The sequence below is a fragment of the Sphingomonas sp. genome (assembly GCF_036269755.1).
Taxonomy (GTDB): domain Bacteria; phylum Pseudomonadota; class Alphaproteobacteria; order Sphingomonadales; family Sphingomonadaceae; genus Sphingomonas.
Genome location: NZ_DATBDV010000019.1, coordinates 93727 through 113559 on the forward strand (window position 1 = coordinate 93727; position 19833 = coordinate 113559).

At 67.2% G+C, this 19833-nt stretch carries 25 protein-coding genes and 1 tRNA gene; 14 read left to right on the forward strand and 12 right to left on the reverse strand.

Annotation, left to right across the window (positions count from 1 at the left end; translation table 11 throughout):
* Positions 1–10: 10 nt before the first annotated feature.
* Positions 11–862 carry an N-carbamoylputrescine amidase gene (gene aguB / locus VH326_RS12640; RefSeq protein WP_329632191.1) on the forward strand — a complete coding sequence of 284 codons (852 nt, stop codon included), beginning with the start codon at positions 11–13 and terminating at the stop codon, positions 860–862.
* Here the strand turns inward: aguB and VH326_RS12645 are convergent.
* Positions 859–1074 carry a hypothetical protein gene (locus VH326_RS12645; RefSeq protein WP_329632192.1) on the reverse strand — a complete coding sequence of 72 codons (216 nt, stop codon included), beginning with the start codon at positions 1072–1074 and terminating at the stop codon, positions 859–861. The two genes, aguB and VH326_RS12645, sit on opposite strands and share 4 nt — an antisense overlap.
* Before the next feature lie 7 nt (positions 1075–1081).
* On the reverse strand, positions 1082–1750 hold the full coding sequence (locus VH326_RS12650) for a uracil-DNA glycosylase (RefSeq protein WP_329632193.1): 669 nt from the start codon (positions 1748–1750) through the stop codon (positions 1082–1084).
* Between the two features lie 26 nt (positions 1751–1776).
* Here VH326_RS12650 and folK point away from each other — a divergent pair, with 26 nt between their 5' ends.
* On the forward strand, positions 1777–2250 hold the full coding sequence (gene folK / locus VH326_RS12655; RefSeq protein WP_329632194.1) for a 2-amino-4-hydroxy-6-hydroxymethyldihydropteridine diphosphokinase: 474 nt from the start codon (positions 1777–1779) through the stop codon (positions 2248–2250).
* 18 nt (positions 2251–2268) lie between these two features.
* Positions 2269–2344 (forward strand) — tRNA-Lys (locus VH326_RS12660).
* Positions 2345–2351: 7 nt separating this feature from the next.
* Here the strand turns inward: VH326_RS12660 and galE are convergent.
* Complete coding sequence (gene galE / locus VH326_RS12665) at positions 2352–3350, reverse strand: UDP-glucose 4-epimerase GalE (protein ID WP_329632195.1); 999 nt, start codon at positions 3348–3350, stop codon at positions 2352–2354.
* 68 nt (positions 3351–3418) lie between these two features.
* Between galE and msrA the strand changes: the two genes are divergently transcribed.
* Positions 3419–3970, forward strand: a complete 552-nt coding sequence (gene msrA / locus VH326_RS12670) for a peptide-methionine (S)-S-oxide reductase MsrA (protein WP_329632196.1) — start codon at positions 3419–3421, stop codon at positions 3968–3970.
* Positions 3971–4024: 54 nt separating this feature from the next.
* On the opposite strand, the gene VH326_RS12675 is transcribed toward msrA, so the two are convergent.
* Complete coding sequence (locus tag VH326_RS12675; RefSeq protein WP_329632197.1) at positions 4025–4354, reverse strand: hypothetical protein; 330 nt, start codon at positions 4352–4354, stop codon at positions 4025–4027.
* Between the two features lie 208 nt (positions 4355–4562).
* On the opposite strand from VH326_RS12675, the gene VH326_RS12680 reads away from it, so the two are divergent.
* The 3 genes from VH326_RS12680 to VH326_RS12690 all read left to right on the forward strand — a co-directional run bounded on the left by VH326_RS12680 (position 4563) and on the right by VH326_RS12690 (position 5953).
* Positions 4563–5030: a hypothetical protein gene (locus VH326_RS12680; RefSeq protein WP_329632198.1), complete on the forward strand. Its 468-nt coding sequence runs from the start codon at positions 4563–4565 to the stop codon at positions 5028–5030.
* Positions 5031–5087: 57 nt separating this feature from the next.
* Positions 5088–5441, forward strand: a complete 354-nt coding sequence (locus VH326_RS12685) for a hypothetical protein (protein ID WP_329632199.1) — start codon at positions 5088–5090, stop codon at positions 5439–5441.
* A 101-nt stretch (positions 5442–5542) separates the two neighbouring features.
* Positions 5543–5953 carry a glycine zipper 2TM domain-containing protein gene (locus VH326_RS12690; protein ID WP_329632200.1) on the forward strand — a complete coding sequence of 137 codons (411 nt, stop codon included), beginning with the start codon at positions 5543–5545 and terminating at the stop codon, positions 5951–5953.
* 125 nt (positions 5954–6078) lie between these two features.
* Here VH326_RS12690 and VH326_RS12695 read toward each other — a convergent pair whose 3' ends face one another.
* Positions 6079–7161: an alkene reductase gene (locus VH326_RS12695; RefSeq protein WP_329632201.1), complete on the reverse strand. Its 1083-nt coding sequence runs from the start codon at positions 7159–7161 to the stop codon at positions 6079–6081.
* Positions 7162–7214: 53 nt separating this feature from the next.
* Here VH326_RS12695 and VH326_RS12700 point away from each other — a divergent pair, with 53 nt between their 5' ends.
* Genes VH326_RS12700 through ssb form a run of 5 tightly spaced genes read left to right on the forward strand, consistent with a single transcriptional unit; the run spans position 7215 to position 11539 of the window.
* Positions 7215–8153 carry a DMT family transporter gene (locus VH326_RS12700; RefSeq protein ID WP_329632202.1) on the forward strand — a complete coding sequence of 313 codons (939 nt, stop codon included), beginning with the start codon at positions 7215–7217 and terminating at the stop codon, positions 8151–8153.
* 7 nt (positions 8154–8160) lie between these two features.
* The gene (locus tag VH326_RS12705; RefSeq protein ID WP_329632203.1) at positions 8161–8817 is read left to right on the forward strand and encodes a COQ9 family protein; all 657 of its coding nucleotides are present in this window, start codon (positions 8161–8163) and stop codon (positions 8815–8817) included.
* Between the two features lie 44 nt (positions 8818–8861).
* A complete protein-coding gene (locus VH326_RS12710) occupies positions 8862–9131 on the forward strand; it encodes a FeoA family protein (protein ID WP_329632204.1) in 270 nt (89 codons plus the stop codon).
* Positions 9132–9137: 6 nt separating this feature from the next.
* Positions 9138–11000 (forward strand): ferrous iron transport protein B, encoded by a 1863-nt coding sequence (gene feoB / locus VH326_RS12715; RefSeq protein ID WP_329632205.1) that lies wholly within the window; start codon positions 9138–9140, stop codon positions 10998–11000.
* Positions 11001–11008: 8 nt separating this feature from the next.
* Complete coding sequence (gene ssb / locus VH326_RS12720) at positions 11009–11539, forward strand: single-stranded DNA-binding protein (RefSeq protein WP_329632206.1); 531 nt, start codon at positions 11009–11011, stop codon at positions 11537–11539.
* A 68-nt stretch (positions 11540–11607) separates the two neighbouring features.
* Here the strand turns inward: ssb and metW are convergent, their stop codons facing one another.
* From metW to VH326_RS12735, 3 genes are read right to left on the reverse strand one after another with little or no spacing between them, the layout of a single operon-like run.
* Entirely contained in the window at positions 11608–12195 is a 588-nt protein-coding gene (metW, locus tag VH326_RS12725; RefSeq protein WP_329632207.1) for a methionine biosynthesis protein MetW, read from the reverse strand.
* The gene (gene metX, locus VH326_RS12730) at positions 12192–13304 is read right to left on the reverse strand and encodes a homoserine O-acetyltransferase MetX (protein WP_329632208.1); all 1113 of its coding nucleotides are present in this window, start codon (positions 13302–13304) and stop codon (positions 12192–12194) included. The genes metW and metX overlap by 4 nt, the downstream gene beginning before the upstream one ends.
* A 32-nt stretch (positions 13305–13336) precedes the next feature.
* Positions 13337–14908: a flavin monoamine oxidase family protein gene (locus VH326_RS12735; RefSeq protein ID WP_329632209.1), complete on the reverse strand. Its 1572-nt coding sequence runs from the start codon at positions 14906–14908 to the stop codon at positions 13337–13339.
* Positions 14909–14983: 75 nt separating this feature from the next.
* On the opposite strand from VH326_RS12735, the gene hisC reads away from it, so the two are divergent.
* Positions 14984–16084, forward strand: coding sequence for a histidinol-phosphate transaminase (gene hisC / locus VH326_RS12740; RefSeq protein WP_329632210.1), 1101 nt, complete (start codon positions 14984–14986; stop codon positions 16082–16084).
* A complete protein-coding gene (locus tag VH326_RS12745) occupies positions 16084–16992 on the forward strand; it encodes a prephenate/arogenate dehydrogenase family protein (protein ID WP_329632211.1) in 909 nt (302 codons plus the stop codon). The genes hisC and VH326_RS12745 overlap by 1 nt, the downstream gene beginning before the upstream one ends.
* Here the strand turns inward: VH326_RS12745 and VH326_RS12750 are convergent.
* Genes VH326_RS12750 through ftsE form a run of 4 tightly spaced genes read right to left on the reverse strand, consistent with a single transcriptional unit; the run spans position 16989 to position 19814 of the window.
* Complete coding sequence (locus VH326_RS12750) at positions 16989–17681, reverse strand: lysophospholipid acyltransferase family protein (protein ID WP_329632212.1); 693 nt, start codon at positions 17679–17681, stop codon at positions 16989–16991. The two genes, VH326_RS12745 and VH326_RS12750, sit on opposite strands and share 4 nt — an antisense overlap.
* Positions 17678–18214, reverse strand: coding sequence for a YdcF family protein (locus VH326_RS12755; protein WP_414714281.1), 537 nt, complete (start codon positions 18212–18214; stop codon positions 17678–17680). The genes VH326_RS12750 and VH326_RS12755 overlap by 4 nt, the downstream gene beginning before the upstream one ends.
* Positions 18214–19107 (reverse strand): cell division protein FtsX, encoded by an 894-nt coding sequence (locus VH326_RS12760; RefSeq protein ID WP_329632214.1) that lies wholly within the window; start codon positions 19105–19107, stop codon positions 18214–18216. Before VH326_RS12760 ends, VH326_RS12755 begins: the two co-directional genes overlap by 1 nt.
* The gene (gene ftsE / locus VH326_RS12765) at positions 19104–19814 is read right to left on the reverse strand and encodes a cell division ATP-binding protein FtsE (protein ID WP_329632215.1); all 711 of its coding nucleotides are present in this window, start codon (positions 19812–19814) and stop codon (positions 19104–19106) included. Before ftsE ends, VH326_RS12760 begins: the two co-directional genes overlap by 4 nt.
* Between the last annotated feature and the right edge of the window lie 19 nt (positions 19815–19833).

Here is a 19833-nt window from a genome sequence, read left to right on the forward strand (position 1 = left end):
TGGCGAAGCCATGACTCAGATCAGCGTCGCCGCGCTCCAGCTCGCTTTCTCCGCCGATTTGGAGGCCAACATCGCCAACGTGACTCGCCTGGTGCGCGAAGCCGCGGTGAAGGGCGCGCGCGTGATCCTGCCGCCCGAACTGTTCGAGGGCGAATATTTCTGCCGAGTCGAGGACGAGGGGTTATTTGCTAACGCCAAGCCGACGGCCGAGCATCGCGCGGTGCAGGCGATGCAGGCGCTGGCCGCCGAGCTGAAGGTGTGGATCCCGACCAGCTTCTTCGAGGCCGACGGACCGCATCATTACAACAGCCTCGCGATGGTCGATCCCGACGGCAAGGTCGCGGGCGTCTATCGCAAGAGCCACATTCCCGACGGGCCGGGCTACGAGGAAAAATTCTACTTCCGTCCCGGCAATACCGGATTCAAGGTGTGGGACGGCCCCGACCGCACAACGCTCGGTGTCGGCGTGTGCTGGGACCAATGGTATCCCGAAACCGCGCGCGCGATGATGCTGATGGGCGCGGAAATCCTGTTCTATCCGACCGCGATCGGCAGCGAGCCGCACGATACCAGCCTCGACACCGCGCGGCTATGGCGGCGGGCGATGGTAGGGCATGCGGTGTCGAACGTCGTGCCGATGGTGGCAGCCAACCGAATCGGCACCGAGCATGGCCAGACCTTCTATGGCACCAGCTTCATTGCCGACGAGCGCGGCGATATTCTCGCTGAGTTGGGACGCGAGGAAGAGGGCGTGATCGCGGCGACGATCGACCTCGATCGAGTCAAGCGCCACCGCGCCGCGTTCGGCTTCTTCCGTGATCGGCGGCCCGAACTCTACGGGCGGCTCGTCGAAGACGTCTAGGCTTTGCGTCCGGGCTTGCGACGAAACAGAAAGGCGGCAACCCCGCCGATCACTGCCAGCCCGGCAGCGGCCACGCCGCCGATCAACAGCGCGCGCGGCGGACCAGAATCGCTTTCGGCCACCGGCGGCAGCGGTGCCGGGTGCTCGTGCGGCGGCTCTTCGATCGGGTAGGGCGACTGATTGTCGGGCGGGACTGGCGGTTCGTGGCTCATGCGCGCGTCAACCGCCGATTGCCGCACGGAGTTCCAGCGCGCGCGCGAATACCGCTTCGAACATTTCGGCGGTCAGCCGTCCGGTATTCTGGTTGTAGCGCGAGCAGTGATAGCTATCGAGCAGCACCCGCCCTTCCGGCATGCGGTGCTCGGCCAGGTGGCCGAACCGCGCCTTGGGTAGCCGCCCGCCGAGCGCCTTGACCGCCGACTGGTGCGCGATCTGGCCGAGCGCGATGAAGATACGGGCGCCAGGCAGCGCGCCGATCTGCCGCTCGAGGAATGGCCGGCAGGTGCGGACCTCCTCGGGCGTCGGCTTGTTCTGTGGGGGCAGGCATTTGACCGAGTTGCAGATGATCGCGCCGTCGAGCGTCAGCCCGTCATCGGATCGAGCGTGGTACGCGCCGTGCGTGAAGCCGAACTTGGCAAGCGTCTGAAAGAATAGCACGCCCGAATGATCGCCGGTGAACGGTCGCCCGGTCCGATTGGCGCCATCCTTCCCCGGAGCGAGCCCGACGATGCACAGCCACGCGTCCGGATCGCCGAACGCCGGCACCGGCGCGTTCCACCAGTCGGGATATTCGACGCGTAGCTCTTCGCGCAACCCCACCAGACGCGGGCAACGCGGACAGTCGAGCGGCGGTTCGGTGGCGGGGATCGGGCTGGGTGCAAACTCCACGCGAACGCGGTAGGCCCTGCGGCGTCATGGCGTCCAGTTATGTCATTGCTCTCGGGTCGAACCGGCGCGGCCGTCACGGCGGCCCGGGCGACGAAATACGCGCGGCGGCGGCGGCAATCGGCGGCGTGGTCGCGATGTCGCGGTTGATCGAAACCCCGCCGCTCGGCCCGGCGGCGCGGCGCTTCGTCAACGCCGCGGCGCTGATCGAGAGCGATGAACCCCCCCGCGACCTGCTCGAGCGACTGAAGGCGATCGAGGCCAAGTTCGGCCGCCGCCCCGGCCAGCGCTGGCGCGATCGCGTGATCGACCTCGATATCGTGCTCTGGTCGGGCGGCGCCTGGGCCGATGATCGCCTGACCATCCCCCACCCTGCGTTTCGCGGCCGCGCGTTCGTGCTCGAACCACTCGCGGCGCTAGTGCCCGATTGGCGCGATCCGCTCACTGGCCTCACCATCCGCCAGCTTGCCGCGCGGTTGACCCGGCGCGCGCGCCTCGCGTAAGCGCCGCGGCTCTGGTGCGGGCCCGTAGCTCAGTTGGTAGAGCAACGGACTTTTAATCTGTAGGTCTCGGGTTCGAGTCCCGACGGGCCCACCATGGCGGGTTAGCTGCGCCGTTCAGCCAGCTTCCGCTCCCACGCCAGCGCATCGCGGACGATCGTGTCGAGGTCGTCAAATTGCGGCCGCCATGGCAGCGTGCTCAGGATCCGGCGATTGTCCGACACCAGTTCGGCGGGGTCGCCTGCGCGGCGCCCTTCCATCTTGCGCTCGATCGTCATGTTGGTGACTCGATCGACCGCGTCGAGGACTTCGAGCACCGAATAGCCATGGCCGTAGCCCGCGTTCATCGTCAGGTTCTCGCGTGGCTCGGCGATCAGGCGGTCGAGCGCATGGACGTGCGCGGCGGCCAAGTCGCTGACATGGATGTAATCGCGCACGCCGGTGCCGTCCGGGGTCGCGAAGTCGGTGCCGAATACCGCGACCGACTCGCGCTTGCCGGTCGCCGCTTCGACCGCGACCTTGATCAAATGCGTCGCGCCGGCAGTGGACTGGCCCGACCGCCCTTGCGGGTCGGCGCCCGCGACGTTGAAATATCTGAGCGCGCAATAGTTGATCGGGTGTGCCGCCGACACGTCCTTGAGCATGATCTCGGTCATCAGCTTCGACATGCCATAAGGGTTGATCGGCAGCTTGGGATCGTTTTCCGCCACCGGAACGCGGTCGGGCGTGCCGTAGGTCGCCGCGGTCGACGAGAAGATGAAATGCTCGACCCCGCACGCCACCGCGCTTTCGATCAGCGCGCGGCTCGCGACGGTGTTGTTGCGATAATATTTGAGCGGATTCTCGACCGACTCCGGAACGATGATCGATCCGGCAAAGTGCATCACCGCGACGACGTCATGCTCGCGCATCGCGCCGCGCACCGCGTCGTCATCCTCGATATTGGCGCGGACCAATGTTGCGCGCTCGTCGACTGCCCAGTCGAAGCCGGTGGTCAGATTGTCGACCACCACCACGTCCCAGCCGCCATCGAGCAAAACCAGCACCGCGTGGCTGCCGATATAGCCCGCGCCGCCGGTGACCAGGACCTTACCTTTGCTCATGCTTGCCATCCTCTTTGTCTCGGGCACGCCCGTACCTATGTTGGGGGTCGATTGAAAAGGAGCGAATGATGGCGACGACCGAGACTGCGATCCTGGCCGGCGGCTGCTTCTGGTGCACCGAGGCGGTGTACAAGGATGTGATCGGGGTCGAGCGAGTCGAAAGCGGTTATATCGGCGGGAGCGTGCCCAACCCCACCTATCGCCAGGTCTGCGGCGGCGACACCGGTCATGCCGAAGCGATTCGCATGACATTCGATTCGGACCAGGTGCGCTATGCCGATTTGCTCGACATCTTCTTTGCGACTCACGACCCGACCACGCTCAACCGCCAAGGCGGCGATGTCGGTACGCAATACCGCTCGGCGATCTTCCCGCTCGACGCGACGCAGGAGGCGGAGGCCAAGGCGGCGGTCGCGCGCAATGCTGCGAATTGGCCCAACCCGATCGTCACGACGATCGAGCCCATCGGCGAATGGTATCCGGCCGAGGATTATCACCAGCAATATTGGGAGGGCGAAGGCCAGCGGAACCCATATTGCCTCGCGGTGATCCCGCCCAAGCTGCAGAAACTGCGCAAGAGCTTTGCCGCTCGGTCCAAGGCGGCGGCGGAAAAAGTCTGAGCCTTAGCGTAGCCCACCGGCCGGCAGTCCGAACCGCCGGCCGATGACAATGCGTCAGCGACGATGCCAGCGAGTCTGGCGGTCATGGCGCTGCATTCGGATCGAGCTGCTCAGCGCGTTGAAGCGGCGATCGAGGTCGCGGCGCTCGGCCATGGTCAGACCATTGCGGCGATAGCGATATTCGAGCCGCGCGATATTCGCGAAACGCGTCTTCAGGCGCGACGCTTCCTGGCGGGTGAGCGACCCGTTGCGGACGCCCATGTCGATCCGGCTGTACAGATTGGGCTGACGCTGGTTGATCGATTGCCAGGCCTGCGCATTGGCAGCGGTGGGAAGGGCAACGGCCATCGTCGCGGCCGCCACGAGGGCGGTGACGATTTTCATGAGATACTCCTTTGGTCGACGCCAATGTACGCGGCGACGCTTATCGTATGCACGGACCGCCCTGAATGTTCCGTGGCGCGAGCGTTGCTTTAGGTTCAGCCGGGCGCGTCCTGTCCGGCTGGATCCTCGCCGATAGTTCGCGTTCGCAAGGGAACCGGGCCGTAGCTCCGCCGTTGATTGCACGACCCTTTGGCACAGGAAAAACGACATGGATTACAAGAAGCTCGGCTTCGGCCTCGGCGTCTTCTCGATCGCGCTGGGCGCTGCTGAAGTATTCGCCGCCAAACGCATCGCGCGGCTGCTCGGCGTCGAGGGCAAGGAAGGCGTGATCAGGGCGTTCGGCGGGCGCGAATTGCTCGCCGGCGCGAGCCTGATCACCGCGCCAGCGGCCAGTGCCAATGTCTGGAACCGAGTCGGCGGCGACGCAATGGACATGGCCGCGCTCGGCCTCGCCGCGCCCAACCGGACCAAGAACAAGGCGCTGTGGGGCGCGATCGCCTTCGTCGCCGGCGCGGCGCTGATCGACGTGCTCACCGCGCGCGGGCTCGACCGCACCACCGGCAAGACCTTCCCGACGAGTGCCGGTGGCGGCGATGGCGGATCGGACGAGCCGGAACAGCCCACCAGCATCGAGCCCGAGCATACCGCCCACGCGCTCGCACCGGCGGTCGGCTGAGCGCGGAACGCCCGCGCCGGCGATCCGTTATATCGCCGACCGAAACGGAGATCGAACATGCCCAACACCAACCGCGCCCGCGACAGCCAGGGGCGCTTCAAAGCCGACCATCGCAGCCGCAACCTCGCGTTCGGCGCGGCCGCCGTGATCGGATTCGGCGCAGCGGCAGTGGGCGCGGCGATCCGCTACGGCCTGCTCGACCGCTTCTTTCCCGCGAGCGAAGGCCATGACGCGCCCGACCTCGAAGGCGATACCCACCCCGGCCCCGACAGCCGCGCGCCCGAAGCCTTCCGCCCCGATCCCACCGCGATGCCGACCGCTGCCGAGCGCGAGAGCCTTCGCCCGCCCCCCGGTGTGGACACGGGCTTCACCGAGGATATGCGCAGCGAGGAACTGACGACCGCGGAGTGAAGCCGCGTCGTAGCTGCGCCAAATCGTTAGGGCGGCGGAATGAAACCTTCCGCCGCCCTCGTGCATTGAGCGGGGCGTGGGGGATAACAGGAGAATGTAACATGCGTACCCTCACCCTCGGCCTGTTGGCCGTCGCAACCGCGCTGGGCGGCTGCACGACGATGTACGATGACGGTCCCGGCACGAGCTACCGCACCTATCGCAACTACGACTATAACCGGCCCGATCCCGCGTATAACGGCTATTATGCCGACCAATATTATGTCGATAATCCGCGCTACCGCGAGCGCCGGCTGAGCCGCAACGACCGCGTCTATGTGGGTCGCGACGGGCGCTATTATTGCCGCCGTTCGGACGGCACGACCGGCCTTATCGTCGGCGGCATTGCCGGAGGCGCGCTGGGCGCTGCGCTGACCTCGGGCCGCTCCGAACCGCTCGGCATATTGCTCGGTGCGGCAGCGGGCGCCGCGGCCGGATCGGCGATCGACCAGGACAATGTGCGCTGCCGATGACCGCCGGCGAAGATCTTAGCGACCGCTAAAATCGCGCTCGCGGGCACGGCCCCGCCAAAACTGAACGGGCGGATGCAGACCCTGCAGCCGCCCGTCGTTTTTCCAAACACGCCTGAAGCATACCGTCAGATGGCGCCAACGGTTTCGCCGGCGAGGCTCGGATAGTCGATATACCCTTCCGGCCCCGGCGTGTACCAGGTCCGGAAATTGTCGGGGGTCAGTTCGGCACCGCTGCGCAAGCGCTCGACCAGATCGGGGTTGGCGATGAACTTTCTCCCGAACGCGATGCCGTCGGCCAGCCCGCTCGCTATGTCGGCCTCGGCCTTTTTCAGCGTATATTCCTGGTTGAGGATCAACGGCCGCATGAACACCTCGCGGATCTTCGGGCTCAGCCGCGGGACCTCGGAAGTCCCGAACGATCCTTCGGGCTTGAGCTCGCGCAACTCTAGGAACGCGATTCCGAGGTCGTCGAGCGCCTTTGCGGCGGGCACGAACACGCTTTCCGGATCGCTGTCGTCGGCGCCCTGAGTCTCGCCGTTAGGCGACAGCCGGATCGCGGTGCGCCCGGCACCGACCTCGGCGATCACCGCCGCGACGGCTTCGCGCATGAAGCGGATTCGGTTTTCCGGGGAGCCGCCATATTCGTCTTCGCGCAGGTTGGTGCCGTCGCGGAGGAATTGATCGATCAGATAGCCGTTGGCGCCGTGGAGCTGGACGCCGTCGAACCCCGCGGCAATCGCGGCGCGCGCGGCGCTGGCATATTCGTCCTGCGCCTGGCGGATATCGTCGATCGTCGCCGCGCGCGCTTCGGCATAGGGGTTTTCCGGCTTGTGATACGGCGCGCGCGTGGCCGAGGAGGACAAGGGCTGCAGCCCCGTCACGTCGGGCCGTGCAAGCCGCCCCATGTGCCAGATTTGCGCGACGATCCGACCGCCGGCCTCGTGAACCGCGGCAGTCACCGGCTTCCACGCCTCGACCTGTTCGGGCGTCCAAAGCCCTGGAGCGTTGGGCCAGCCGAGCCCGAGCCGGCTCACGCCCGTGCCTTCGGTGATGATCACCCCCGCGCCCGCACGCTGGCGATAATAGTCGATCATGATGTCGGTCGGAACGTGCTCGCCGGTCGAGCGTCCGCGAGTCAGCGGCGCCATTAGGATTCGGTTCTTGGCGTCAATATCGCCGAGCTGGATCGGATCGAACAGGGTGGGCAAGCCAGGCCTCCTTTGATGAGTGCTTTGTCGCAGATGGGGCGTTAAGCGGCGGCATGCACCAGGACGCAGCCCCAAGAAAAGGTTCCAGCAGCAAAAGCGTGGCCGCGCACCCGCTGGCGTTCGCCGGGCTGGTGGTGGCCAACGTCGCGCTGGCGTTCGGGCCGTTGTTCGTGCGGATGGCGGATGTGGGACCGGTCGCGGTTGGCTTCTGGCGGATCGCGCTTGCAGCCCCCGTGCTGGTGGCGATGGCAGCGGCGAGCGGGTGGCGGCCGCGCGGCACGACGCCCGGGCTGTGGGCGGCGGTGGTGATCGGCGGGGTGTGCTTCGCCGCCGATCTGGCGAGCTGGCATATCGGCATCCTCAAGACGAGCCTCGCCAATGCGACCTTTTTCGGCAATTCGGCGACCTTGTTCTTTCCGATCTATGGCTTCGTCGTTGCGCGCGCCTGGCCGTCGCGGATGCAGGGATTCGCGTTGCTGCTGGCGTTGGTCGGGGCGGCGTTGCTGATGGGGCGCTCGTTGCAGATCGCGCCGGGGCATTTCGGCGGCGACCTGCTCTGCCTGCTCGCGGGCGTGCTCTACACCTTCTACTTCGCCGCGATGGCGAAGGCGCGCGACACGATGGCGCCGGTGCCCGCACTCGCCGCCTCGACGCTCGCGAGCGTGCTGCCGCTGTTGCTGTTCGCATTATTCATGCGCGAGGCGATCATGCCGCACGATTGGACGCCACTGATCGCGGTCGCGCTGGCGAGCCAGGTGCTGGGGCAGGGACTGATGATCTTCGCGCTCGGGCAATTGTCGCCGCTGATCGTCGGGATCGGGCTGCTGATCCAGCCGGTGGTCGCAGCGGCGATCGGCTGGATCGGGTACGGCGAGCGGCTCGATGCGGTCGATCTGGCCGGGGCGGTGCTCGTCGCGGTTGCCTTGGTGCTGGTGCGTCGCTCGCGCGATGAGCCGGCGGAGCTTGCCCCCGAAGGGGTCGAGGAGGCATAACGGCACGATGACGCTGTCCGCCGACCCGACGATCCCCGAAATCCGCGACGCGCTGGCGCCGCTGGTCGCCGACAATGCCGCGTTCGATGGTTGGACCGCGGCGGCGCGCGACATGGCCGCCGATGCGCTGGGGGTGGACCGCGACATCGCCTTGCTCGCGTTGCCCGATGCCGCGACGATGATCGACGCCTGGTTCGCGAGCGTCGATGCGGCGATGCTTACCGCGCTGCCGCCCGAGACACTGGCGGCGATGAAGGTTCGCGCGAAGATCACGGCGCTGATCGAGGCGCGACTGGACACGCTCGCGCCGCATCGCGAAACGCTACGCCGCGCGCTCGCGATCCTCGCGCTGCCGACCAATCTCGCGCACGGCGCCAGGCTCGGCTGGCGCGCCGCCGATACGATGTGGCGCGCCGCCGGCGATATCGCGACCGATTACAATCATTACACGAAGCGCGGGCTGCTCGCCGCGGTCTATGCCGCGACGATGACGGTGTTCCTCGACGACGACAGCGAAGGCCAGGCCGATACCCGCGCCTTCCTCGCGCGGCGGATCGAGGGGATCATGCGGTTCGAGAAGGCCAAGGCCGGGTTCCTTTCCCGCGCGACGCACCGCCCCAGCCTGTCGCGATTCATCGGAAGGCTGCGTTACCCAGCCGTTTGATTTTCGTTATTGATAATCAATCGCAATTCGCCTACCTGTGTGTCATGGCGATTCCGCTTAGCCTTGAACAGCTTCCTCGCCGCCAGCGCGCGACGGTGGCCGGCATTGCCTGGGACCGGCTCGCCGCGCCCGAGGCACGGCGGCTGCGCGAGCTCGGCTTCGACGAGGGCGTCGATGTCGAGGTGCTGCACCGCGCGACGCTCGGCGGCGGGCCGATCGCCTGCCGGATCGGCCGGATGACCGTCGCGCTGCGCCGCCGAGTCGCAGGCGCGATCCACGTCGCGCCAGAGGCGTTCCTCGAAGCCGCCGAATAGCGCCTGATGCATCCGGCACCGCTGGTCGCGCTGGTCGGCAATCCCAATGCCGGCAAGAGCGCGCTGTTCAACGCGCTGACCGGCGCGCGGCAAAAGGTCGGCAATTATCCTGGCGTCACCGTCGAGCGCCATGCGGGACGGACGACGTTGGCGGACGGCCGCCCGGTCGAGTTGCTCGATCTGCCCGGCGCGTACAGCCTCGAACCATCGAGCCCCGACGAACGCGTGACTCGCGACGTCATCACCGGCGCGCAAGCCGGCGAGCGGCTGCCCGACGCGCTGGTCGTGGTGGTCGATGCCGCCAATCTCGACAATCATTTGCGCTTCACGCTCCAGTTGATCGCGCTCGGGCTGCCGCTGGTGGTCGCGCTCAACATGATCGACCTCGCCGAGCGTGACGGGCTCAAGCTCGACGCGGCGGCGCTCGAACGCGAGCTTGGCGTGCCGGTGATCCCGACCGTAGCGGTCAGGAAACGCGGGATCGATGCGCTCAAGGACGCGCTCGACTCCTTGGTCTCGCCCGGCGCTACAGCGCTTCGCAGTAGCGACCCGGCGCTCCACGCCGATATCGCAACGTTGCAACGCCGCGCGCGGCAGATCGCGGTCGCCGCAACCGTCTCCGAAGCCCCCGTCCGCCGCTGGACGCACACGTTCGACGCGGTCGCGCTCCACCCGGTGTTCGGCGTCGTGCTGCTGCTCGGCATCCTGTTCCTGATGTTCCAGGCGGTGTTCGGCGCGGGCGGCGCGCCGGCCGATGCGATCGACGCCGGCTTCACCTGGCTGGAAGGGATCGTGACCGCGGCGATGCCTGAAGGCGTGCTGCGCTCGCTGATAACCGACGGCATCATCAAGGGTGTCGGCGCGGTGATCGTGTTCCTGCCGCAGATCCTGATCCTGTTCTTCTTCATCCTGTTGCTCGAAGCGTCAGGCTACATGGTCCGCGCGGCATTCCTGATGGATCGCATCATGGCGAGCGTCGGGCTGTCGGGACGAGCGTTCATTCCGCTCCTGTCGAGCTTCGCCTGTGCCGTTCCCGGGATCATGGCGACTCGCACGATCGAGGACGAGAAGGACCGGCTGACGACGATCCTGATCGCACCGTTGATGACCTGTTCGGCGCGGCTCCCGGTCTACACGTTGATCATCGGTGCGCTGATCCCCAATACCAAAATCGTCGGCGTATTCGGGCTTCAGGGGCTGGTGATGTTCTCGCTCTACGTGATGGGGCTGGTCGGCGCGTTCGTCGTGGCGCTGGTCTTGCGTCGCACGGTCACCAGAGGCGTGTCGTCGGGCTTCCTGATGGAGATGCCCAAATACCAGATGCCCAATTGGCGCGACATCGCGATCGGGCTGTGGACTCGATGCGAGATCTTCCTCAAGCGCGCCGGCACGATCATCGCGGTCACCACCATCGTGCTGTGGGCGTTGTTGAGCTTTCCCAAGCCGCCTGCCGGATCGCCGGTTTCGGCGGTCAATTATTCGGTCGCGGGCCGAATCGCCAACGGCATTGAGCCCGCCTTCCGCCCGATCGGGTTCAACCGCGACATCGTGCTCGCGCTGATCCCGGCGATGGCAGCGCGTGAGGTCGCGGTGGCGGCGATCGCGACGACCTATGCGGTCGACAATCCGGGCGATGCCGCGGGCGACAACCAGATGCGTGCCAAGCTCAAGAGCAACTGGAGCCTCGCCACCGCGCTCGCTTTCCTCATGTGGTTCGTGTTCGCGCCGCAATGCATCTCGACGATCGCAGTCACGCGGCGCGAAACGAATGGGTGGAAATGGCCCGCCTTCATGGTAGGGTATCTGTTCACGCTGGCATACGTGGCGGCGGGCGCTACATACTGGATCGCTAGAGGATTCGGTTTGTAGAGGAAATTATGGCGGGCAGCGTCAACAAGGTCATTCTCGTCGGCAATCTGGGGCGCGACCCCGAAAGCCGGTCGTTCCAGAACGGCGGCAAGGTGGTGAACCTGCGCATCGCCACCAGCGAAAACTGGAAGGACAAGAATAGCGGCGAGCGCAAGGAAAAGACCGAATGGCATTCGGTCGCGATCTTCAACGAAGGTCTCGCCAACGTCGCCGAGCGCTATCTGCGCAAGGGCAGCAAGGTCTATATCGAGGGCGCGCTGCAGACGCGCAAATGGACCGACCAGGCCGGCGTCGAGAAATATTCGACCGAGATCGTGCTCCAGGGCTTCAATTCGGTGCTGACGATGCTCGATGGCGCGCCGGGCCAGGGCGGCGGCGGCGGCTCGTCGGGCGGCAGCGGGCGTGACGATTGGAGCGGCGGCAGCGGCGGCGGCAACGACTTCGGCGGCGGGCGCGGTGGCCAGAGCGGCGGATCGAGCGGCGGCGGCTTCGGCGGCGGCGGCTTCGCCGACGACCTCGACGACGACGTGCCGTTCTAGGCGCAGTGGAGGCGGCTCCGGCCGCCGTTTTGCGAAGCGAACCACCAGACTGGCCGGCGGCGTTGATACTAGCGGCTTAGCAAGAACACCGCATGTTCGGCGAGCAAGTTCGCCAGCGTCGCGCTGGTGCGCTGGTCGCCCGACAGGAACCAGCCCTGCTCGATGGTGATGCCGCGCTCCTTCAGCAGCGCGCGGAAATCGTCGATCGTAACGTGATGGATGTTGGGCGTCGCGTACCACGCGACCGGCAGCAGCCGCGTGACCGGCATCCGCCCGCCCCACAGCAACGACGCGCGCACCCGCCAGTGGGCGAAATTGGGGAACGACACGAACGCCTTGCGCCCGATTCGCAGCAGATGGTCGAGCACCGCATCGGGGGCGCGCGTGGTCTGGAGCGTTTGGCTGAGAATGGCATAGTCGAACGAGTCGTCGGGATAACCGGTCAGATCCGTGTCGGCGTCCCCCTGCACGACGCTCAAACCGCGCGCGACCGCGCTGGCGACGTCGCCGGCATCGAGCTCGAGCCCGCGCGAGTCGCAGCCACGCTCATCGCGCAGCGCCGCCATCAGCGCGCCGTCGCCGCAGCCGACGTCGAGCACTCGGCTGCCCTTGGCGACGTTGGCGGCGATCACCACGAGGTCGGGACGCAGGCTCATGCTGCGCTCAGGAACCCATCGACCACGCGGTTCAATTCCGGAGAATCGAGCAGGAACGCGTCGTGACCGTATGGACTCGACAGCTCGACGAAACTCACCGCCGCGCCCGCCGCGTTGAGCGCCTGGACGATGATTCGCGATTCGGCGGTGGGATAGAGCCAGTCGGTGTCGAAGCTGACCACCGCAAACCGGGTCCTGATGCCCTTGAATGCATTGGCGAGCAGCCCATCGTGCTCCTCCGCCAGGTCGAAATAGTCCATCGCTCGGGTGATGTAGAGATAGGCGTTGGCGTCGAACCGGTCGGTGAACGACAGGCCCTGGTGGCGCAGGTAGCTTTCGACCTGGAAATCGGCGTCGAACCCGAAGCTCTTCGCTTCACGCGCCTGCAGCCTTCGCCCGAATTTCTCCGTGAGCCCGGCCTCCGACAGATAGGTGATATGCGCCGCCATCCGCGCCACCGCGAGTCCTGCGGTCGGGCCGGCGCCATGCCCATAATAGTCGCCGCCGCGCCATTGCGGATCGGCCATGATCGCCTGACGCCCAACTTCGTGGAACGCGATGTTCTGCGCGGTGTGGCGCGCGGTCGCGGCGATCACCACCGCCTTGGTGACGCGCGCCGGATAGGTCGCCGCCCAGCTCAGCGCCTGCATCCCGCCCATCGATCCGCCGACCACGGTCACGCGGTCGATCCCGAGATGGTCGAGCAGCAGAGCGTGCGCGCGCACCATGTCGCGGATCGTGATCACCGGGAACGCCATCGCATAGGGTTTCCCCGTCATCGGATCGGTCGAAGCCGGCCCCGACGATCCCATGCAGCTTCCCAGCACGTTGGCGCAGACGACGAAATGTCGCGCCGGGTCGATCGGCTTGACCGGCCCGACCATCCTTTCCCACCAGCCGGGCTTGCCGGTTACCGGATGGTCGCCGGCGACATGCTGGTCGCCGGTCAGCGCGTGGCAGATCAGGATCGCATTGCTGCGGTCGGCATCGAGGCTGCCATAGGTTTCATAGGCGATCTCGACCGGCGCGAGGCTACCGCCGCCGTCAAGCGCGAGCGGCCCCGGCAGGGTGACGTGGCGCGACAGGCCGAAACGCTGATCGTCGGTCATGGCAGCCGGGTTAGGGATTGGCGCGGGCCGACTCAACCCATCCGCCGCGCCGGCGCACGGGCGGCGATCACCGATTGCGCCGCGAGCCGCCCGGTCTGCGCACCGCCGTTCATGTAGCCCGGGTACGCGTCCGACAGATGCTCGCCCGCGAAATGCACCGGCCCTGCCGCCAGCGGACTCGACGCGACTCCGTCGGTTTCCGTCCAGATCAGCCCGGCGAACTTGGTCAACTGGCCCGGACGGAAATTGACGTACGCGCCCATCGAGAACGGATCGAGATGCCAGTTGGTCCGCCGTACAGTCATACCGGTCGCCGCGGTCATGCCCTTGACCCCACTCTCCGCGAGCTTGGCGAAATGGAGCGCCAGCGCGCGCGGATCGGCGCGGTCGGCGGCGGTCACTTCGCTGCCCCCGGTGAACCAGGTCCATACGCTGCCCGCCCCCGCCGAGGGCCGCACCCCGCCATCCCAGCCGAGCGACGACCCCGCCGCATGATCGACTTGCCAGATTTCGCCACCGCGCCCGATCGGCTTTTCCCATGGCCGCGCATTCGTCACCGCCTGGACCTTGCCGTTCCTGCCCAACCCGACCTCGCCGTTGAATTGACGCCATAGCGGCGGCAGCGGCACGCCGAAGCCGATCCGGCTGATGATCGAGATCGGCACCGCGACGATCACCGCCGAGGCGTCGACCTTCTCCCCGTTCGAAAAGGTCACGCGCGCTCCGCTTACCAATGGGTCGATGCGGGTCGCGCGGCGATAGGTGGTGATCCGGCTCGCCAGTCGCGCCGCCATCGCTTCGACCAGCGACGAACTGCCCCCCGCCATCAAATAACGCTCGTCGCTTCGACTCAGCACGTCGATCCGCCGCCCGTCGATCGCGGGCAGGTTGAACACGAGCTCGATCGCCGAGGCCTGCGGGGGCTCCACGCCATATTCGGTGCGCGCGGTCGCTTCCATCAGGCCGCGCACCCATCGGTCGGGCATCAGCTTGGCGTATTTGTCGAGGTAGCCGGCGAACGACATCCGGTCGAGCTCGGCGGCGACCCTGGCGTAATTCTGGTCGAGCCTCACCGAATCCGAGTCGATCTGGCCGGCGATGCCGCGCAGCGCCGCGACCAACTGGCCCTCGGGAATTTCCCTGCCGCCATCGAGGATCATTGTGCGGTGCTGGCCGCCCTTGCGGTCGATCAGCTGGATGCCGAATTCGCGGCAGAGGTCGTGCATGTCGGCATGGTCGGTATTGACCAATTGCCCGCCAATCTCGATCGGCGGCTGCCCCTTCGCCTTGGCGGTGTACATCCGCCCGCCGAGCCGCGTGCGCGCTTCGTAGAGCCGAGCATCGACTCCGGCCCGGGTCAGGTGCCATAGCGCCGACAGTCCGGCGATCCCACCGCCGATGATCACCACCGGGCCGCTGCCGCCGGCGAGCGCATGCGCCGGGCGCGGCAGCGCCGCCGTCGCGGCGGTCGCCGCCAGCGCGAGAAGCACTTGGCGCCGGGTCTGGCCGTCGCCGCCGAGCACCGGCGCGGCTTCGCCAGCGGCGGCCAAATTCACCCGCCGCGCGCTCTCCAGCGCCTGCCAGAATGCCGTCGGTCCCCGCATCGTCCCTCCCCGTCCCCAAGCCGGCATAGCGCGCTATGCTTGCCAAGGCGACAGGGTGCGCATAGCGCGCGACACATGACGGCTCCTCAACCCAAACCCTGGATCATGGCGATCGCGCCCTACGTGCCGGGGCGATCGACCACCGACGACGGCCGCAAGGTCGCCAAGCTTTCGTCGAACGAGAACCCGCTCGGCACCAGCCCCAAGGCGCGCGAAGCGTTCATGGCGGCGGCGGGCAACCTCGAACGCTACCCCGATGCGAGCGGGATCGAATTGCGCGAGGTGCTGGCCGCGAAGCACGGCCTCGACCCGGCGCGGATCATCTACGGCAACGGGTCGGACGAGGTGCTCCACCTCGCCGCGGGTGCGTTTGCCGGGCCCGGCGACGAAGTGATCTTCGTCCATTACGGCTTCGCGGTGTACGAGATCGCCGCGCGGCGAGTCGGCGCGGTGCCAGTGGTCGCTCCCGATATGGATTACGCGACCGACGTCGATGCGATCCTGGCGTGCGTCAGCGATAAGACGCGGATCGTCTATATCGCCAACCCCAACAACCCGACCGGCACCTACGCGACGCGCGACGAGATCGCACGGCTCCACGCGGGCTTGCGCTCCGACATCCTGCTCGTCCTCGACCATGCCTACGCCGAATATATCGAAGGTGACGCCGAGGATGGCGGAATGGCGCTCGCCGAGACCGCGTCCAACGTGCTGGTCACGCGCACCTTCTCCAAGATGTACGGGCTCGCCGCCGAACGGATCGGCTGGGGCTACGCCTCGGCCGAGATCATTGCCGCGATGCACCGCATCCGCTTGCCCTTTTCGATCACCATCGCGGGGACGGCGGCGGCAATCGCCGCACTTGGCGACGAGGAGTTCGTCGCTCACACCCGCGCGCACAACGCCGAGTGGCGCGCCTGGTTCTCGCAAGAGATCGCCAAGCTCGGCAATGCCGGCCTGCGCGCGGTGCCGAGCCAGGCCAACTTCGTGCTCGTGCTGTTCGAAGGCGCGCTGACCGCCGAGGCCGCCTACAAGGGTTTGATGGACGCCGGCTATATCGTCCGCTGGCTGCCCGGGCAGGGCCTGCCGCACGGTCTTCGCATCACCATCGGCACCGCGGACGAGACCAGGGGTGTCGCCGCAGCGTTGCGGGCGATGGTCGAAAAGACGGGCTAATGCTGCCGTTCGCGCGCGTCTCGATCATTGGATTAGGTCTGATCGGCTCGTCCATCGCGCGCGCGATCAAGGATCATCTGCCGACGGTTTGCGTCAATGGGCACGACGTCGACCCCGACGTGCGCGAGACGGCACGCGCGCTGGGGTTCTGCGACGACGTCACCGATACGGCAGGCGCGGCGGTGACCGACGCCGATTTCGTGGTCCTCTGCGTGCCCGTCGGCGCAATGGCCGCCGTGGCGGCGGAGATCGCGCCCGATTTGCCGCCCGAGGCGATCGTCAGCGATGTCGGCTCGTCGAAGGGCAGCGTGCTCGCGGCGTTGCAGGCCGCGCTGCCGCACAATGCCATAGTTCCTGCACACCCGGTCGCGGGCACCGAACGGTCGGGGCCGGAGGCGGGCTTTGCGACGCTCTTCCACGGCCGCTGGTGCATCCTCACCCCGCCCGCCGACGCGCCGCTGCTCGCGGTCGAGCGAGTCGCCGAATTCTGGCGGTCGCTCGGCGCCGATATCGAGACGATGGACGCCGACCATCACGACCGCGTGCTCGCGATCACCAGCCATTTGCCGCACCTCATTGCCTACACGATCGTCGGTACCGCGAGCGACATGGAGGAAGTCACGCGGTCCGAGGTGATCAAATATTCGGCCGGCGGTTTTCGCGATTTCACCCGGATCGCCGCCAGCGATCCGACGATGTGGCGCGACGTGTTCTTGTCCAACCGCGAGGCAGTGCTCGACATGCTCCAGCGCTTTACCGAGGATCTGACCAGCCTCCAGCGCGCGATCCGCTGGGGCAAGGGCGACGAATTGTTCGACCTCTTCACCCGCACCCGCGCGATCCGGCGGGGGATCGTCGAGCAGGGCCAGGACGACGAAGCCCCCGATTTCGGACGCAAGCATGATTAACCGGGGTTGCGATCCAAGACATTGATTGCCGCGTGCACGCGCGCCTCGATCTCGGCGCGCGGCAAGCCCGGCGGAATCGGCTCGCCGAACCGAAAGGTCGCGACGCCGGCGCACTTCAGCCCGCCCTTCGGCCATAGCCGCCCGATATCGGTCGCGATCGGCGCTACCGGCAGGTCGAGCATCTTGTAGAGCCCAGCGAACCCGGACTTGAGCGGTGGCTGCTCGCCCGGCCTCACTCGCGTACCCTCGGGAAAGAGGAGCACCGACCGGCCGCTCTCCTTGGCCTTCTTCGCTTCGCGCATCAGCGCTCGCAACGCTTTCGATGATGCCGCGCGGTCGACCAGAATGATGCCGTATCGCTGAGCCGCCCAGCCCCACACCGGGATCCGCGCGAATTCGCGGCGCATGATCACCGCGGGCGAGTCCATCTCGACGATCAGGTCGAGCGTTTCGAACATCGACTGGTGCTTGGCGGCGAAGAACACCTGCCCCGCCGGGCGAGGCCCATCGTAGCGCGCGCGAATGCCGAGCAGCCAGCGCGCGCACCAGCGGTGGAACCGCGCCCAGCCGGTCGCATAGCCGATCAGCGCGCGCCGCCCGAACAGCGCCGACAGCGGCGCCAGCAGCACGATCGGCACCGACAGTCCATAGAAGACCAGCACAAACGCGACATTGCGGATCAGCGTCACTCGCCGATCCCGGTCCGCAGCGCCATCCATCGCAACAGCAGCTTGTTATATTCGACCACCAAAAGCCCGAGCGGCTGGTCGCCCCGCACGCCGTCGTCGACGATCGCGACATCGCCGTCGAGCGCAGCCTTCAGCTCCATCCGAGCGCGCGCCATGTGCCAATCGGAAGTCACCAGCCGAACCGATTTGTAGCCATGCGTGCGTACCCACGCCGCCGTCTCCTTGGCGTTCGAGCGCGTGTCGACGGCTTCGTGGCCAAGGTCGATGCAGCATGCGAACAGCGCCACCGGCACATGATATTGCAGCGCGAGGTCGATCGGCCGCACCCCGAGCGCGGTGCCGGTGATCAGCAGCCGCTTCGCCTGGTGGTGCTGGAGCAGATCTAGCCCGCGGTCGATCCGTCCGACCGCGCCGGTTGGCACGACGATCGCGTCCGTGGTCTGGCCCTCGCGCGGGCGCGGCAACAGCAGCATGAACGCGACGAAGCCGAGGATGTAAACCAGCACCAACAGGCCGATCAGGCGGCGCGCGATCATTGCACGAGCCTCAGCCGTCGCAGTACCGCGACTCGCGCCGCGACCGTCGCGACCAATGCGAACACGATCGGCAACGCAGCGAGCAGCAACCAGTCGCGCTGCCCCAGCACCGCACCACCGAGCAATTCCGACCCCATACTCGCCATTTGCCGCGTGATCGCCCAAGTCGCGATCATCGCCGCGACCGTGCCGATCGCGCCGCCGACCATTGTATCGAGCGCGATCCGCCGCTGAAACAATCGCGCGACCTGAACATCGGTCGATCCCAATATGTGGAGGATCGCGATCGTGTCGCGATGCGTCTCCAGCCCGGCGCGCACCGCGAGCAGCACCGCCGCGCTGGTGGCAGCCGCCATCAGCAGCACCAGCGCCACTGCCGCGGCGATCATCGTCCGCATGAAGTCGGCGACCGGCGACAACCAGCGCGACTGTGCGTCGACACGCGCGCCGGGGGCCACCGCGCGCACGCCGGCCGCGACGCGTGCCGCCGATTCCTCGCTCGGCACGCTCATATCGACGTCGATCAGGCTGGGCAGCGGCACGTCGGCGTCGCTCGAGGCATCGCCCAGCCACGGCCGCAGCAAATCGGTCAGCCGCGTGCGATCGACCGGGGTCGCGCGCTTGACCGCGGGCATTTGCGCCAGCGCCGCCATCACCGCCGCGGTGTCGCGGTCGCGCTTGGTCTGGTCGGCGTCGACGACTTGCACCGTCAGCCGTCCGGCAAGCTGGCGATCGAGCGCGGCGGCGGCGTTGACCATGCCGAGGCCCGTCGCCGCGGCCAGCACGGTCAGGAACAGCATGATCGCCATGATCCAGGTCATCGCGCGGCTGCCGCCGCGCTCGTCGAGGATACGGCGATCGGCGGCGCCGGCGACCAACGCGACGCTCATGGCGCGGGCCTCGACGGCGGATTGCGCAAAGCGCCCGTCGGATCCATCAGCCGCCCGGCTTCGAGCCGCATCATGTGCGCGTTCTGGATCCGGCTGAGCAGGTGGAAATCGTGCGTCGCCACCACCACCGTCGTGCCGAGGCGATTGAGCGATTCGAATAGATGGAGCAATCGCGCCGCCATATCGGGATCGACGTTGCCGGTCGGCTCGTCGGCGACGAGGATTTCGGGCCGGCCGATCACCGCACGCGCGATCGCGATGCGCTGCTGCTCGCCGCCCGACAGCGTCGGCGGGGTGGCCTCGCCCCGCTCCGCCAGCCCGACCCAGGCGAGCATTTCGCGCACCGGCGCCTCGACATCGCTTTCGGGTACCCCCGACAGTCGCAAGGGCAGCGCGATATTATCGAATGCCGACAGATGCGGCACCAATCGGAAATCCTGGAACACCACGCCGATCCGCCGCCGGAAGCCGGGCAAGCGGCCGCGCGGCAACGCGCCGGCATCTTCGCCGAACAGCCGGATCGTGCCCGAGCTCGGGCGCTGCGTGAGATAAAGCAGCTTGAGCAGCGACGTCTTGCCCGCGCCGCTCGCACCGGTGAGGAAATAGAAGCCGCCGGACGCCAGCGTGAAGTGCACATCGGACAAGGTCTCGGCGTCGCTGTTCGGGTAGCGCAGCCCCACATCCTCGAACTGCACGATGTTCGCCATACCGGCGTTCGCTACCCGC

Coding starts and splice junctions, on each gene's coding strand:
- aguB (WP_329632191.1), top strand. CDS start 11: ATGACTCAGATCAGCGTCGCCGCGCTCCAGCTCGCTTTCTCCGCCGAT.
- VH326_RS12645 (WP_329632192.1), bottom strand. CDS start 1,074: ATGAGCCACGAACCGCCAGTCCCGCCCGACAATCAGTCGCCCTACCCG.
- folK (WP_329632194.1), top strand. CDS start 1,777: ATGGCGTCCAGTTATGTCATTGCTCTCGGGTCGAACCGGCGCGGCCGT.
- galE (WP_329632195.1), bottom strand. CDS start 3,350: ATGAGCAAAGGTAAGGTCCTGGTCACCGGCGGCGCGGGCTATATCGGC.
- msrA (WP_329632196.1), top strand. CDS start 3,419: ATGGCGACGACCGAGACTGCGATCCTGGCCGGCGGCTGCTTCTGGTGC.
- VH326_RS12675 (WP_329632197.1), bottom strand. CDS start 4,354: ATGAAAATCGTCACCGCCCTCGTGGCGGCCGCGACGATGGCCGTTGCC.
- VH326_RS12680 (WP_329632198.1), top strand. CDS start 4,563: ATGGATTACAAGAAGCTCGGCTTCGGCCTCGGCGTCTTCTCGATCGCG.
- VH326_RS12685 (WP_329632199.1), top strand. CDS start 5,088: ATGCCCAACACCAACCGCGCCCGCGACAGCCAGGGGCGCTTCAAAGCC.
- VH326_RS12690 (WP_329632200.1), top strand. CDS start 5,543: ATGCGTACCCTCACCCTCGGCCTGTTGGCCGTCGCAACCGCGCTGGGC.
- VH326_RS12700 (WP_329632202.1), top strand. CDS start 7,215: ATGCACCAGGACGCAGCCCCAAGAAAAGGTTCCAGCAGCAAAAGCGTG.
- VH326_RS12705 (WP_329632203.1), top strand. CDS start 8,161: ATGACGCTGTCCGCCGACCCGACGATCCCCGAAATCCGCGACGCGCTG.
- VH326_RS12710 (WP_329632204.1), top strand. CDS start 8,862: ATGGCGATTCCGCTTAGCCTTGAACAGCTTCCTCGCCGCCAGCGCGCG.
- feoB (WP_329632205.1), top strand. CDS start 9,138: ATGCATCCGGCACCGCTGGTCGCGCTGGTCGGCAATCCCAATGCCGGC.
- ssb (WP_329632206.1), top strand. CDS start 11,009: ATGGCGGGCAGCGTCAACAAGGTCATTCTCGTCGGCAATCTGGGGCGC.
- metW (WP_329632207.1), bottom strand. CDS start 12,195: ATGAGCCTGCGTCCCGACCTCGTGGTGATCGCCGCCAACGTCGCCAAG.
- metX (WP_329632208.1), bottom strand. CDS start 13,304: ATGACCGACGATCAGCGTTTCGGCCTGTCGCGCCACGTCACCCTGCCG.
- VH326_RS12735 (WP_329632209.1), bottom strand. CDS start 14,908: ATGCGGGGACCGACGGCATTCTGGCAGGCGCTGGAGAGCGCGCGGCGG.
- hisC (WP_329632210.1), top strand. CDS start 14,984: ATGACGGCTCCTCAACCCAAACCCTGGATCATGGCGATCGCGCCCTAC.
- VH326_RS12745 (WP_329632211.1), top strand. CDS start 16,084: ATGCTGCCGTTCGCGCGCGTCTCGATCATTGGATTAGGTCTGATCGGC.
- VH326_RS12760 (WP_329632214.1), bottom strand. CDS start 19,107: ATGAGCGTCGCGTTGGTCGCCGGCGCCGCCGATCGCCGTATCCTCGAC.
- ftsE (WP_329632215.1), bottom strand. CDS start 19,814: ATGGCGAACATCGTGCAGTTCGAGGATGTGGGGCTGCGCTACCCGAAC.